Annotated in this window: 14 protein-coding genes and 1 pseudogene; 6 read left to right on the top strand and 9 right to left on the bottom strand. The window is 70.8% G+C overall.

Annotated elements, in window-relative coordinates:
* Positions 1 to 242, top strand: a pseudogene (locus tag ACLZN2_RS15880) (tetratricopeptide repeat protein); the annotation flags it as partial.
* Between the two features lie 627 nt (positions 243 to 869).
* On the opposite strand, the gene ACLZN2_RS15885 reads toward ACLZN2_RS15880, so the two are convergent.
* Positions 870 to 1,277, bottom strand: a complete 408-nt coding sequence (locus tag ACLZN2_RS15885) for a RidA family protein (RefSeq protein WP_416979104.1) — start codon at positions 1,275 to 1,277, stop codon at positions 870 to 872.
* A gap of 111 nt (positions 1,278 to 1,388) precedes the next feature.
* Between ACLZN2_RS15885 and ACLZN2_RS15890 the strand changes: the two genes are divergently transcribed.
* The 4 genes from ACLZN2_RS15890 (at position 1,389) to ACLZN2_RS15905 (ending at position 3,559) form a co-directional block, all read left to right on the top strand.
* Entirely contained in the window at positions 1,389 to 1,772 is a 384-nt protein-coding gene (locus tag ACLZN2_RS15890) for a winged helix-turn-helix transcriptional regulator (RefSeq protein WP_416979105.1), read from the top strand.
* Between the two features lie 60 nt (positions 1,773 to 1,832).
* Positions 1,833 to 2,327: a YbaK/EbsC family protein gene (locus ACLZN2_RS15895; RefSeq protein WP_416979106.1), complete on the top strand. Its 495-nt coding sequence runs from the start codon at positions 1,833 to 1,835 to the stop codon at positions 2,325 to 2,327.
* A complete protein-coding gene (locus ACLZN2_RS15900; RefSeq protein ID WP_416979107.1) occupies positions 2,324 to 3,169 on the top strand; it encodes an EamA family transporter in 846 nt (281 codons plus the stop codon). Before ACLZN2_RS15895 ends, ACLZN2_RS15900 begins: the two co-directional genes overlap by 4 nt.
* 114 nt (positions 3,170 to 3,283) lie before the next feature.
* Entirely contained in the window at positions 3,284 to 3,559 is a 276-nt protein-coding gene (locus ACLZN2_RS15905) for a DUF1876 domain-containing protein (protein WP_416979108.1), read from the top strand.
* Positions 3,560 to 3,565: 6 nt separating this feature from the next.
* Here the strand turns inward: ACLZN2_RS15905 and ACLZN2_RS15910 are convergent, their stop codons facing one another.
* The 6 genes from ACLZN2_RS15910 to ACLZN2_RS15935 form a co-directional block, all read right to left on the bottom strand.
* Complete coding sequence (locus tag ACLZN2_RS15910) at positions 3,566 to 4,732, bottom strand: serine hydrolase domain-containing protein (RefSeq protein ID WP_416979109.1); 1,167 nt, start codon at positions 4,730 to 4,732, stop codon at positions 3,566 to 3,568.
* 84 nt (positions 4,733 to 4,816) lie between these two features.
* Positions 4,817 to 5,230: an organic hydroperoxide resistance protein gene (locus tag ACLZN2_RS15915; RefSeq protein ID WP_416979231.1), complete on the bottom strand. Its 414-nt coding sequence runs from the start codon at positions 5,228 to 5,230 to the stop codon at positions 4,817 to 4,819.
* 198 nt (positions 5,231 to 5,428) lie between these two features.
* Positions 5,429 to 5,911 carry a MarR family winged helix-turn-helix transcriptional regulator gene (locus tag ACLZN2_RS15920; protein ID WP_416979110.1) on the bottom strand — a complete coding sequence of 161 codons (483 nt, stop codon included), beginning with the start codon at positions 5,909 to 5,911 and terminating at the stop codon, positions 5,429 to 5,431.
* Positions 5,908 to 6,666 carry an energy-coupling factor ABC transporter ATP-binding protein gene (locus ACLZN2_RS15925; protein WP_416979111.1) on the bottom strand — a complete coding sequence of 253 codons (759 nt, stop codon included), beginning with the start codon at positions 6,664 to 6,666 and terminating at the stop codon, positions 5,908 to 5,910. Before ACLZN2_RS15925 ends, ACLZN2_RS15920 begins: the two co-directional genes overlap by 4 nt.
* Positions 6,654 to 7,415, bottom strand: coding sequence for a cobalt ECF transporter T component CbiQ (gene cbiQ, locus ACLZN2_RS15930; protein ID WP_416979112.1), 762 nt, complete (start codon positions 7,413 to 7,415; stop codon positions 6,654 to 6,656). Before cbiQ ends, ACLZN2_RS15925 begins: the two co-directional genes overlap by 13 nt.
* Before the next feature lie 4 nt (positions 7,416 to 7,419).
* The gene (locus ACLZN2_RS15935) at positions 7,420 to 8,469 is read right to left on the bottom strand and encodes an energy-coupling factor ABC transporter permease (RefSeq protein WP_416979113.1); all 1,050 of its coding nucleotides are present in this window, start codon (positions 8,467 to 8,469) and stop codon (positions 7,420 to 7,422) included.
* A gap of 242 nt (positions 8,470 to 8,711) precedes the next feature.
* Here ACLZN2_RS15935 and ACLZN2_RS15940 point away from each other — a divergent pair, with 242 nt between their 5' ends.
* A complete protein-coding gene (locus ACLZN2_RS15940) occupies positions 8,712 to 9,065 on the top strand; it encodes an SsgA family sporulation/cell division regulator (protein WP_416979114.1) in 354 nt (117 codons plus the stop codon).
* Positions 9,066 to 9,075: 10 nt separating this feature from the next.
* On the opposite strand, the gene ACLZN2_RS15945 is transcribed toward ACLZN2_RS15940, so the two are convergent.
* A complete protein-coding gene (locus tag ACLZN2_RS15945) occupies positions 9,076 to 10,740 on the bottom strand; it encodes a penicillin-binding transpeptidase domain-containing protein (protein ID WP_416979115.1) in 1,665 nt (554 codons plus the stop codon).
* Positions 10,741 to 10,912: 172 nt separating this feature from the next.
* The gene (locus ACLZN2_RS15950) at positions 10,913 to 12,538 is read right to left on the bottom strand and encodes a penicillin-binding transpeptidase domain-containing protein (protein WP_416979116.1); all 1,626 of its coding nucleotides are present in this window, start codon (positions 12,536 to 12,538) and stop codon (positions 10,913 to 10,915) included.
* Positions 12,539 to 12,648: the final 110 nt, after the last annotated feature.

Consider the following 12,648-nt stretch of genomic DNA (forward strand, 5'->3'; position numbering starts at 1 on the left):
CTGCGGATACCGTGGAAGGGGTGATCGACCTGGGGAGGCTGGATATGGACCCGTCCCGCCGCAGCGTCCTGGGTGCCGGCCTGTTCTCCGTGGCTGTCACCATTCCCGGCTGGCCTGATGTGGTCGGGCGTGCCGATGCCGTCCAGTCCGGCCGCACGACTCGCATCGGCATGAACGAAGTGGACATGGTCATCGCCGCGCGGGTCGACGGAGCCAGCCGCTGCCATGACTGCTTCGTCTAGAGGTCGTCTTGCACAGGGGTCCTGGGCGCAAAGTGGGCGACGGCCGTGACCAGCCGTTCTTTGTCGAGGCGCCACCCTGTCACGGCCCGGGAGGCCATTGCCGCATCGGCGGACACTGGAACGAGGTACTCCAGGACGGCGCGGGCCCTTGGGCCGTCACCAGGCAGGGGTGGGGCACCCTCTCGCCGGGTGACCCCGACATAGGGCAGTGAGGCACCACCTGAGACCTGGCGCCACAGCACGAAGCCTGTGATGTCATCCCAGGGCACGTGGGCGGTAGTGGCCTGGTATCGGGCTGGGCTCCCGCCGAGAAGCACACCTGTCTCGTCCACTCGGAACGCGACCTTGCGGCTCAGCGCCACGTACGCCATGAGCAGCCCACCTACGCCGAAGAGGGGCAGGCCCAGTACCCGCGCAAGCAGTGGCACGTCCGGGAGCAACAGGACCGCGGTGAAGACGGCGGAGAGCGCCACGACTCCTGCGGTCTTGAGGTCCCACCCGTAGCGCGCCTGATACACGGGCGAGGTATCGCGAGCCATGACTAGATCATGACAACGTCTGGCTTGCTGGGGAAGTCCCCGCGGACAAGGCTGTGAGGGGTAAGAGCCAGACGGCAGACCCTAGTAGCTAGTCGAGGATCGCCATCGCCTCGATCTCCACCAGGTGTTCGGGGACGTGCAGGGCGGCGACACCCAGCAGCGTGGCCGGCGGAGTCGCGGTGACGCCCAGGCGGGTGGCCGCGCGGGTGACGCCCGCCACGAACGCCGGCATCTTCTGCGGGGTCCAGTCGACGACGTACACGGTCAGCCTGGTGACGTCGTCGAAGCCGGCGCCCACCCCGGCGAGGGCGGTGCCGACATTGACGTAGCACTGCTCGACCTGCGCGGCGAGATCGCCCTCGTCGACGGTGACGCCCTCGGCGTCCCAGGCGACCTGCCCGGCGACGCAGACGAGCCGGGAGCCGGTCCCGACGGACACCTGGCTGTAGGCGTCGGTCTTCGGCAGTCCGGGCGGATTCACGAGCGTGACGGGCATGGGGCGCCTGCCTTCCGTAGGGGCGGTCTTGCTCTCTTGTGGTTACTGGGGAACCGTAGGAGAGTGGCCGCTGACATGGAAGAACGCACTTTTCGGTGACTGGGGAACCTGATGGTGACCAAGCAGTACACGGGCACGCCCGACGAACAGGCGGACCTGAGGAGGGCCGATTCGCTGGGCCGGGAGATCTTCTCGGACGTGGCCAACAAGTGGGCGCTGCTGATCATCGAGGCGCTCGGTGAACGCACCCTGCGATTCAGCGAGTTGCGGAACGAGGTCGAGGGCGTCAGTCACAAGATGCTCACGCAGAACCTGCGGATGCTGGAGCGCAACGGTCTGGTGGAGCGGACCGTGCACCCGACTGTGCCGCCGCGCGTCGAGTACACCCTGACCGAGGCGGGGCTGGGACTGCGGGCCACGGTCGACGGGATGTGCGAGTGGACGCACCGGTACTTCGCCCATATCGAGTATTCCCGCCGCCGCTTCGACGGCTGAGCACCCAGCCGCGGGTAACTCCGTCGCGTGCCCCGTACACCGACCGCTAGCGTGCGGGGCATGACGACGACCACCGGTGCCCATCCCCGTTTCGCCGGGGCCCTGCGCGAGCTCGGGCTCGACGACCTGAACGCCCGGGTCCGCCGCTTCCCGGAGGCGACGCGCACCGCCGCCGAGGCGGCCGCCGCGATCGGGTGCGAGCTGAGCCAGATCTGCAAGTCGCTGATCTTCGCGGCGGACGGGGAGCCGGTGCTGGTGCTGATGGACGGGGCGTCGCGAGTGGATGTGGACCGGGTGCGGGAGGCACTCGGCGCCGAGAAGGTGACGAGGGCCGACGCGGGTGTCGTCCGCGAGACGACCGGGTACGCCATCGGCGGCGTACCCCCCTTCGGCCACCGCACCCGCACCCGTGTCCTCGCCGACCGCAGCCTCCTCGCGCACGACGTCGTGTGGGCCGCCGCCGGCAATCCGCACGCCGTGTTCCCCATGGCCCCGCACGCCCTTGTCGAACACGCCGCCGCCACCGTCGTGGACGTCCGCGAGCGCACCGCGTGACGCCGCTGGTCACCGCCGCCGTGCTGCTGGCGGCGGTCACCCACGCCGGCTGGAACGCCATCGCCCACCGCATCACCGACAAGCTGGTCGGCTTCACCCTGATCGCGGGCGGCGGCATGATCATCGGCCTCGCCCTGGCGCCGTTCGTGGCCTTCCCGGCGCCCGGGGCATGGCCGTACCTGCTCTGTTCCGCCGTCATCCATATCGCCTACTACGCGCTGCTGATGCGGTCCTTCCGGCTGGGCGACTTCGGTCAGGCGTACCCCATCGCGCGCGGCTCCGCGCCGCTCGTCGTCACCGTGCTCGCGGCCGTCTTCGCGCACGAGGTGCCCGGCGGCTGGGCGGCCGCAGGCATCGCGCTGTCCTGCGCGGGGCTGACCGGCGTCGCCCTGTGGGGGCTGCGCGGACGGCGCCCGGACTGGGCGGCGATCGGCGCCGCGCTCGCGATCGGGCTGACCATCGCCGCGTACACCGTCGTCGACGGTCTCGGCGTGCGTGCCTCCGGCTCCTCCCTCGGGTACATCGCCTGGCTGATGGCCGTTCAGGGCGTGGTGATCCCGGCGTACGCCGTCACCCGCCTGCGCGCCCGGACCGTCGCCGTCCTCCGCCCCTTCGCCGCCCTCGGCCTCCTCGGCTCGGCCCTGTCCGTCGCCGCCTACGCCCTCGTCCTGTGGGCCCAGACCCGCGCCGAACTGGCCCCCGTCGCGGCCCTGCGCGAGTCGTCCATTCTCGTCGGCGCGGCCATCGGCGCCCTCTTCTTCAAGGAGAGGTTCGGCGCCCCGCGCATCGCCGCCGCGGGCCTGCTGGTCCTCGGTATCGGCCTGATGCTGCACGCCGGTTGACCGCCATGAGCATCTCGGAGGGCCTGGACCGCGACGATCCGGGCCGAGCCCGCGTGGGTGCGGGCGCACGCCCGGAGGAGCACTCTGGAAGCAGGAGTTCCGGAGGTGACCGACATGATGCACACCGCTGTGGGATGGCACGTCGAGCTGGAGTTCGAGGAGGACGACCAGCACACGAAGGCCGCCGCGCTGGTCCGCTTGCCCGACGGGTCCGAGGTACGGTCCCGTGGGCACGCGAGCCGCCACCAGATCGACAGCAACCAGCCCAGAGTCGGCGAGGAGATCGCGGGTGCCCGCGCCCTCAACGACCTCGCCGAGCAGTTGCTGTCCAAGGCCCATGGGGAGATCGACGAGGCGTCGGGGCGGACGTCCCACCCCATCAACATGTGAACAGGGTCAAGCCGCACCGATCGCCGTCCGTACCGCCCGCAGCAGGGCCTGGGCCCTCGGGTCGGCCGTCACGCTCGTGCGGAAGCCGTTGGTGACATAGCCGAAGGCGATGCCGGCCTCGGGGTCCGCGAGGCCGAGGGCGCCGCCGCGGCCCGGGTGGCCGAAGGAGGTGGGGGAGAGCAGCGGGGACGCGCCGCCGTGCAGCATGTGGCCGAGGCCGAACCGGGTGTTGACCACCAGCACCCGGTCCGGCCCCGCGGACTGCTCTGTGCGCGCCAGCTCGACCGTCTCCGGGGTGAACAGCCGTGTCCCGCCGTCGACTTCGCCGATGAGCGAGGCGTAGAAGCGGGCCAGGCCGTCGGCGGTGGCGATGCCGTTGGAGGCGGGCAGGGCGGCCGCGCGGTAGGCGGGGTCGTTCTCGTCGGGAGTTGGGGTGATCGCGGCGAAGGCGCGGCGGGTGAGGGAGGCGGGGTCGGCGTAGGCGTCGGCGACGGACTGCTTGGGCCGGGTCCGCAGACCCCCGGCGGGCACGGGCGCTTCGACCTGTCCGACGCGTCCCACGCGCGCGTGCAGCGCCTGCGGCAGCCCGAGCCACAGGTCGGCGCCGAGCGGCACGGCGATCTCGTCGGCGATCCACTCGCCGATGGTGCGCCCGGTGACCCGTCGCACGAGTTCCCCGGTCAGCCAGCTGTACGTCTGCGCGTGGTAGCCGTGGTCGGTGCCCGGCTCCCAGACGGGCGCCTGTGCCGCGACCGCCGCCGCGCCGAGATCGGGGTCGGCGGCCTCGGCGGGTGTCAGCGGCCGGTCGAGCACGGGCACGCCCGCGCGGTGCGCGAGCAGGTCCCGCACCAGCGTGCGCTCCTTGCCGGCCGCCTTGTACTCCGGCCAGTACGCCTCGACGGGCGCGTCCAGGTCCAGCTGTCCGCGCTGGTGCAGCAGCAGGAGTACGGCGGCGGCGACGCCCTTGGTCGCGGAGCGCACGATCTGCGCGGTGCCCTGCTCCCAGGGAGCCGTGCCGTCCACGTCCCGGGTGCCGGCCCACAGGTCGACGACCTTGCGTCCGTCCCGGTAGACGACCACCGCCGCGCCCCGGTCCCCGAGCATCTCGAAGTTCCGTTGGAACGCCTCCCGGACCGGCTCGAATCCCTCGGCCACCGCACCGTTCGCGTCCACGCCCGCACGTCCTTCTCGACTCGCTCGACTCGCCTTCGACCTTGCAGTCAACATGATGGGCGTGCCTGCGATTCCTGCGTCTCGCTAGCCGAGAATGATCGTGACGTCGATGTTGCCGCGGGTGGCGTTCGAGTACGGGCACACCTGGTGGGCCGCGTCGACCAGCTTCTCGGCGAGACCCTGGTCGAGGACGGGGAGCGAGACGCTGAGGGCGACCGCGAGGCCGTAGCCCTTGGTCCTGTTCGGCCCGATGCCGACCTTCGCCGCGACCGTGGACCCGGTCAGGTCGTAGCCCGCGCGGTTGCCGACGAGGATCAGCGCGTTGTGGAAGCAGGAGCTGTAGCCGGCCGCGAAGAGCTGCTCCGGGTTGGTGCCGTTGCCGTCGCCGCCCAGCTCCGGCGGCATCGCCACCTTCAGCTCGATATTGCCGTCCTGGCTGGTCACATACCCGTCGCGGCCTCCGTGTGCGGTTGCCTCGGCGACGTACATGATCTTCATCGGGCGGGTGTCGACGGTGTTGGCGGTGTCGACGGCGGCACCTTCGGTCACAGCGGGACCTCCCCCAGAGACTTTCCCCAGTTACATCGTGCACAAGGTACCGGCCGGTAGGTAGGTGTGCGCCTACCAGGGGGTAGTAACCGCGGGTAACTTCAGCTCAGGGGCATCGCGAGTTCAGGGCTCATCGCGGGCTCAGGGCTATCGCGCGCGGCCCGCCGCGCCGTGCGCCCGCTCCGCGAGCCCCCACAGCTCCTCACGCAACCGCGCGACCTCCGTCGCCTCCAGCCCGGTCGCGGTCATCAGGGCGCCGGGGACGCGCGCCGCGCGCCCCTTCAGTTCCTCGCCGCGCCCGGTGCATGCGACGAGCACCGTACGCTCGTCGCGCTCCGAGCGCTCCCGGCGGACCAGCCCGGCCGCCTCCAGCCGTTTCAGCAGCGGTGACATCGTGCCGTAGTCGAGCCGCAGGGCCGCCGCGAGTTCCTTGACCGTGGTCTCGCCGCGCTCCCAGAGCGCCAGCAGCACGAGGTACTGCGGATAGGTGAGCCCCAGCTCGTCCAGGACCGGGCGGTAGGCGGAGGTCACCGCGCGCTGGGCCGCGTACAGCGCGAAGCACAACTGCTCGTCGAGGAGCGGCGTACGCTCGGCCGTCCGGTTCTCGTCGGTTACGTGCCCATGTGTCACGCGCCCATTGTGACGGAGCGCGGGTCGAACCCGAAGGGCAGCTCCAGGCGATGCGCGTTCATCAGGGCCTCGTCGGCGAGCAGCTCGCCCGTGGGACCGTCCGCGGCGATCACGCCCTCGCTGAGGATCAGCGCGCGCGGGCACAGCTCCAGGGCGTACGGCAGGTCGTGCGTGACCATCAGCACGGTCACGTCCAGTGAGCGCAGGATGTCGGCGAGTTCACGGCGTGAGGCGGGGTCGAGGTTGGAGGACGGTTCGTCCAGGACGAGGATCTCCGGCTCCATCGCCAGGACGGTCGCGACGGCGACCCGGCGGCGCTGGCCGAAGGACAGGTGGTGCGGCGGGCGGTCCTTGAACTCCGACATGCCGACCTGGGCGAGCGCGCGGTCGACGCGTTCCTCCAGCTCCGCGCCCTTCAGTCCGGCCGCGGCCGGACCGAACGCCACGTCCTCGCGGACCGTCGGCATGAACAGCTGGTCGTCCGGGTCCTGGAACACCAGCCCCACCTTGCGGCGGATCTCGGCCATGTGCCGCTTGCCGACGGGCAGTCCGGCGACCGTGACCGTGCCCGCCCCGCCGGTCAGGATGCCGTTGAGGTGCAGCACGAGGGTCGTCTTGCCGGCGCCGTTCGGCCCGAGCAGCGCGACCCGCTCCCCGCGCGCGACGGCGAAGTCCACGCCGAACAGCGCCTGATGGCCGTCGGGGTAGGCGAAGGCGAGGCCACGGACCTCGAGAGAAGCAGTCACAGCACCCATCCCAACACGCAGACGACCAGGGCGGCGAACGGCAGGGTGAAGGCGTACGACCACTGCGCCCGGGACGCGGTCACCTCGTCGATCACCGGCATCGAACCGGAGTACCCCCGGCTGACCATCGCCAGGTGCACCCGCTCGCCGCGTTCGTAGGAGCGGATGAAGAGCGCGCCCGCCGACTTGGCGAGCACGCCCCAGTGGCGGACGCCCCTCGCCTCGAACCCGCGTGACTCGCGCGCGATCCGCATCCGCCGCATCTCGTCGGTGATGACATCGCCGTAACGGATCATGAAGGACGCGATCTGCACCAGCAGCGGGGGCAGCTTCAGCCGTTGGAGGCCGAGGAGTAGCTCCCGCAGCTCCGTGGTGGCCGCGAGGAGTACGGAGGCGGCGACGCCCAGGGTGCCCTTCGCGAGGACGTTCCAGGCGCCCCAGAGGCCGTTCACGCTGAGGGACAGCCCGAGGACGTCCACCCGCTCGCCCTCCGCCACGAACGGCATCAGTACCGCGAACGCGACGAACGGCACCTCGATCAGCAGACGTTTGAGAAGGAAGCGAGCGGGCACGCGCGCGTGCCGTGCGACGAACGCGAGCAGAACGGCGTACAGGCCGAACGCCCACATCGCCTCCCGCGGCGTCGAGACCACGACGACGACGAACGCGAACGTGGCGGCGAGCTTGGTGTGCGGCGGCAGTGTGTGCACGGGCGAGTGCCCGTGGCGGTAGAGCCGGTGCGCGTGTCCCGCTCCCATGCCGTCAGACGTTCTCTACGGCGGTGGGGGAGGCGTCGGCCGTACGGCGCCGGCGCACCGCCCAGAACACCGCGCTGCCCGCGACGACGGTCACGCCCACACCGATCACGCCCGCGAGACCGCCGGACAGCCGGGCGTTCGCCACGTCCTTGACGCCGTAGTCGGCGAGCGGGGAGTCGGCGGAGGCGTGGTTCTCGGTCTTCTTGTCGATGCCCTGGTCGGCGGCGACCTTCTCCAGGCCGTCGGGGCTCGCGGAGGCGTAGAAGCTGGCGAACCCGGCGAGGACGAGGGAGGTGACCAGGCCGGTCACCCACAGCGTGCGGCGGGAGGCGCGCGCCGCGACGGGCGCCGTGTGCGCGGCGGGGGCGTCGACCAGTTCGCCGTTCACGCGCAGCTTGAGCATCTGCCGCAGGCCGCGCGCGCCGTACACGAGGTCCGGCCGTACGGCGATCACGGCGCCGACCGTCAGCGAGGTGATCGCGGCCTCGCCGATGCCGATCAGCACATGCACACCGACCATCGCGGTGGCGACCTTGCCGATCGCCACGTCGGTGGTGCCGCCGATCCGGTAGAGGAACGTGAAGGTCACGGCGGCGGCGGGGACGGACAGCAGGGCGGCGACGAAGGAGGCGACGGTGACCGAGCGGCGGGTGCGCGGCAGCACCTTCACCAGGCCGCGGAAGACGGCGTACGCCACGACCGTCGTCACGATCGCCATGTCGGTGATGTTCACGCCGAGCGCGGTCAGCCCGCCGTCGGCGAAGAGGATGCCCTGCATCAGCAGGACCACGGACACGCACAGCACCCCGGTGTAGGGGCCCACGAGTATCGCGGCCAGCGCGCCGCCCAGCAGATGGCCGCTGGTGCCCGCCGCGACGGGGAAGTTCAGCATCTGTACGGCGAAGATGAACGCGGCGACGAGGCCGGCCAGCGGCGCCGTCTTCTCGTCGAGCTCACGGCGCGCGCCGCGCAGGCTCACGGCGATGGCGCCCGCGGCGACGACGCCGGTCACGGCGGAGGTCGGGGCGTTGATGAATCCGTCGGGTACGTGCACCCGTCGATGATAGTGGCTTAATGCGAATCGTTCGCAAGAGCGAGGGGGTTGTGAGTTGGGGCGCCGCACGGGTCTGTACGCGGGTCTGTGTGTGGGTCTGTGTGTGGGTCCGTGTGTGGCACAGGTATCGCACATGTGAGATACCTCTGCTCGGAGGAGCGCATTCCGGAGAATATGCGACATTGGAGGGGGAGCTGACGCACAGCTTCCCCACAGGTCACGCAGCGTGAGAGGGCCGGCCGATGTCCGTAGTCGAGCAGTACGCGCGAGCCCACATCGTCACGGACGCCGACCTGGTCGAGGAGGAGCGCGAGGCCGTTCCCGTCGTCCTGCGCTACGACCCCGAGGACGATCCCCGGTCCGTGCGGGTGGGGCTGCCCGACCGGCACGAGTGGACGTTCCCGCGAACCCTGCTCGAACAGGGGTTGCGGGCGCCGGCCGGGAACGAGGAGGTGCGGGTGTGGCCGCTGGGGCGGGTACAGGCGGTGGTCGAGTTCCACTCCTCGCAGGGTGTTTCGGTCGTGCAGTTCGACTCGCAGGCGCTGCTGCGGTTTCTTCGCCGGACGTATATGGCGGGGGAGCCGGTGGTGCGGTGAGGAGCGCTGTTCAGCCGCCCAGCTTCAGAAGTGCCGCCACGATCGGCCCTGCCGTGTCTCCTCCGTGGCCGCCTGCCTGGACCACGCCCGCCGCCGCCAGGTCGCCCTTGTACGCCGTGAACCAGCCGTTCGGCTTGGACTGGCCGTCGACCTCCGCCGAGCCCGTCTTCGCGCCGTAGTCGGGGCCGAGGCCCGACATCGCCTCGGCGGCCGTGCCGTAGGCCGCGGTGTAGTTCATCAGCTCGCGCAGCTGGGACAGCGTGGACGAGGACATCGTGCGGGAGGCCGTGGCGAGGGTGCGGTGGTCGACCGACGGGGAGACCAGGTACGGCTGGTGGAAGGTGCCCGACTTCACCGTCGCCGAGACCGACGCCATGTTCAGCGGGTTCATCCGGACGCCGCCCTGACCGATCAGGGAGGCCGCCATCTGGGCCGCCGACTGCACCGGCACCGAGCCGTCGAACGACGGGACGCCGATGGCCCAGTTGTTCATCGACAGACCGAACACCTGCTGCGCCTGCTTGGTCAGACTGTCGTTGTCGAGCTCACCCGCCTGGCTGATGAAGGCCGTGTTGCAGGAGCGCGCGAAGCTCGCCTTGAAGGTGCCGCCCTTGATCTGGAAGTCGTCGTCGTTGTGGAACTTCCAGCCGCCGTAGGTGAACGTCTTCGGGCAGGGGTGCGCCTTGTCCGCCGACGCCAGCCCCTTCTCGATGAGCAGCGACGACGTGAGGACCTTCATGGTGGAGCCGGGCGCGAGGGAACCGTTGAACGCGGTGTTGAAGCCGTGGCCGGTGTTCGCCACCGCGAGGATCTCGCCGGTGGAGGGGCGCAGCACGACGACCGACGCGCGCGCGGTCTCCTCGACCTGCTGCTCGGCGGCGGCCTGCAGCGTCGGGCTCAGGGTCGTCTTCACCGTGCCCGGGGTGCCCTCGCTCAGCTCCAGGAGGGTCTTGTCGGAGGCCTTCTTCGCCTTCGACGCCTTGCCGCGCACCACGCGCAGCTCGACGCCCGCCGTACCGCCCGCCTTCTTGCCGTACTTCTCGCGCAGCCCGTCCAGGACCGTGCCGAGGGAGGGGTACTTGGCGGCGGTGAGCTCGCCGCCGTCCCGGTCGAGCGCCTTGACCGGCGGGTTGCCGGCCTCGCCGGTCACCAGGGTGTCCCCGTCGGACAGGTCGGGGTGCACGACGGAGGCGTGCCAGTCGACGGTCGCCCAGCCGTCCTTCGCCCGCCGTACGACGGTCAGCGCGCTCTCGTACGAGAGCGGCTTGCTGACCTTCTTGTAGGTCACCGTGCCCTTCACGGAGAAGGCGACCTTGTCGCCCGTGCGCTTGCCCGCGGTGAGGGTGACGTCCGAGATGTGGGCGTCCTTGGTGTAGCCGGTGAGCAGGGCGGTGGCGGCCGTGGAGTCGTCGGTGGCGGCCGCCGCCTTCGCGACGGAGCCCTGCTGCCAGGCCGTGAGGAACGTGCGGGCCGCGGTGGTGACCTCGGTCGCCGACAGGGGGCCGGTCTTGACGACCGGCTTCAGCCTGGCCGCCGTACCGGCCTCGGCCGACGCGCCGCCGTAGAGCGCGTACACGCCGATGCCGGCACCGCCGACGACGACGGCGATCATGCCGCCGACGACGGCGGGCCGTCGCTTGTTGCGCCGCTCGTCGACGCGCCTTCTCTTGCCCACTTCCTGTGATCCTCCGGATCCCCAGGGGGCTCCCCTTGCCCCATTGCCCTCGTTGCCCTCACTCACCCCAACGACGGCAACCACCCTAGAGTCCCGTGCTGTGGGGGTGACGTCATGTGTGACGTCAACCACCCACCTGTTACAGAGTTGAACCAGCGACTTCGGTGTGACGTCACCCGGCCCGCAGGACCTCGGCGACGAGCGGGCCGGACGCGTCCACGCCGTGGCCGCCGTCCTGGACCATGGCCGCGGCGGCCACGTCGCCCCGGTAGCCGGTGAACCAGCTGTTGGACTTGGCCTGTCCGTCGACCTCGGCGGAGCCGGTCTTCGCGCCGTAGTCGGGGCCGAGGCCGGACATCACATCCGCGGCGGTGCCGCTGGTCGCGGTGCGGTTCATCATGGCGCGCAGTTGTTCGACGGTGCTCGCCTTCAGCCCACGCGCGCGTGCCAGTTCACGGTCGTCGAGGCTCTGCGGCACGATCACCGGCTGCCGGAAGGTGCCCGTCATCGCGGTCGCCGTCACCGAGGCCATGTTCAGCGGGTTCATCTGGACCTGGCCCTGCCCGATCAGGTTGGCCGCGGTGTCCGGGCCGCCGGAGGCGGGGACGGAGCCGTCGAAGGACGGGATGCCGGTCTTCCAGTCGAGGCCGATCCCGAAGCGGTCCGTGGCCTCGTTGGTGAGGGAGTCGACCCGCACCTCGTCGGCGAACTTCACGAACGCCGTGTTGCAGGAACGGGCGAAGCTCTCGGAGAGGGTCGCGTTCTCGTTCGGGGTCATGTTCTTGATGTTGTGGAAGGTCTGGCTCTGCCACACGGCGTCGGCGGGACAGGGCGCGGGCCCGTTCGCCGTGGTGATCCCGTTGTCGATGAAAGTGGCGGCGCTGACGATCTTCCACGTGGAGCCGGGGGCCACCTCGCCGAGGAACGCGGCGTTCCAGCCGTCGGTGCGGTTGTTGGCGACCGCCAGCACTTCGCCGGTGCTCGGTTTGACGGCCACCACCGACGACTGGGGGTACTTGGCGACCGCCTTTTCGGCCGCCGCCTGCACGCGCGCGTTGAGCGTGGTGGGCAGTCGGCCCGCCTTGCCCTGCGACAGGGTCAGCAGCGAGGTGTCGGCGGTGCCCGGGGCGGCGTGGTGGATCGCCAGCTCGACGCCGGGCGTGCCGCCCGCCTTGTCGCCGTACTTGGAGCGCAGCTCGTCCAGGATCGGCCCGAGCGAGGGGTACTTCTCCTTGGTCAGCACCTTGCCACCGCGGTCGACGGCCTCGATCGGCGGGGCGGACGCGTCCCCGGTGAACAGTGTGTCGTCCATGTCCGTCAGCTCCGGGTGGACGACCGCCGGCTGCCAGTCCACCAGCGCCTTCCCGGTGGTGACGCCGCGCACCACGGTCAGCTCGCTCTTGTAGGCGAGCGGCTTGGACTTCCCCTCGTACGACACGGTGGCCTTCACGCTGAACGGGACGGTGTCCCCGACCGCCGCACCGGGTGTGATCGTCACATCACCGATGTGGGCGACCCCGCTGTACGAGGTCAGCAGCGGCTCGGCTTTCTCCGCGTTGTTGGTCAGCGCGGCCGCGGCCGCCGCCTCGCCCTTCTCCCAGGCGGCGAAGAACTTGGTGCTGGTGTCCTTCACCTCGTCGCTGCTCGGCGGCCCGGTCTTCACGGCCGCGGGCCCGCCGCCACCCGAACCGCCGCCCCCGTTCAGCGCGTTCACGATGTTGAAGGCCCCGTACCCGGCGCCGCCCACCATCACGACGAACACCGAGCCCACTATGGCCGCCTTCGCCCCCTTGCGCATGTGCGAACCCTCCCCGTCGACACCCTTGCGGGCGTTTTCTGAACACGTTCAGAAAGCTCTGCTCGGGCTCACAGTAAGCGGAAAGGGAGACGCGAGGGGCGACAGTTTTC

This window comes from Streptomyces sp. T028 (genome assembly GCF_048159505.1).
In the GTDB taxonomy this organism is placed as follows: domain Bacteria; phylum Actinomycetota; class Actinomycetes; order Streptomycetales; family Streptomycetaceae; genus Streptomyces.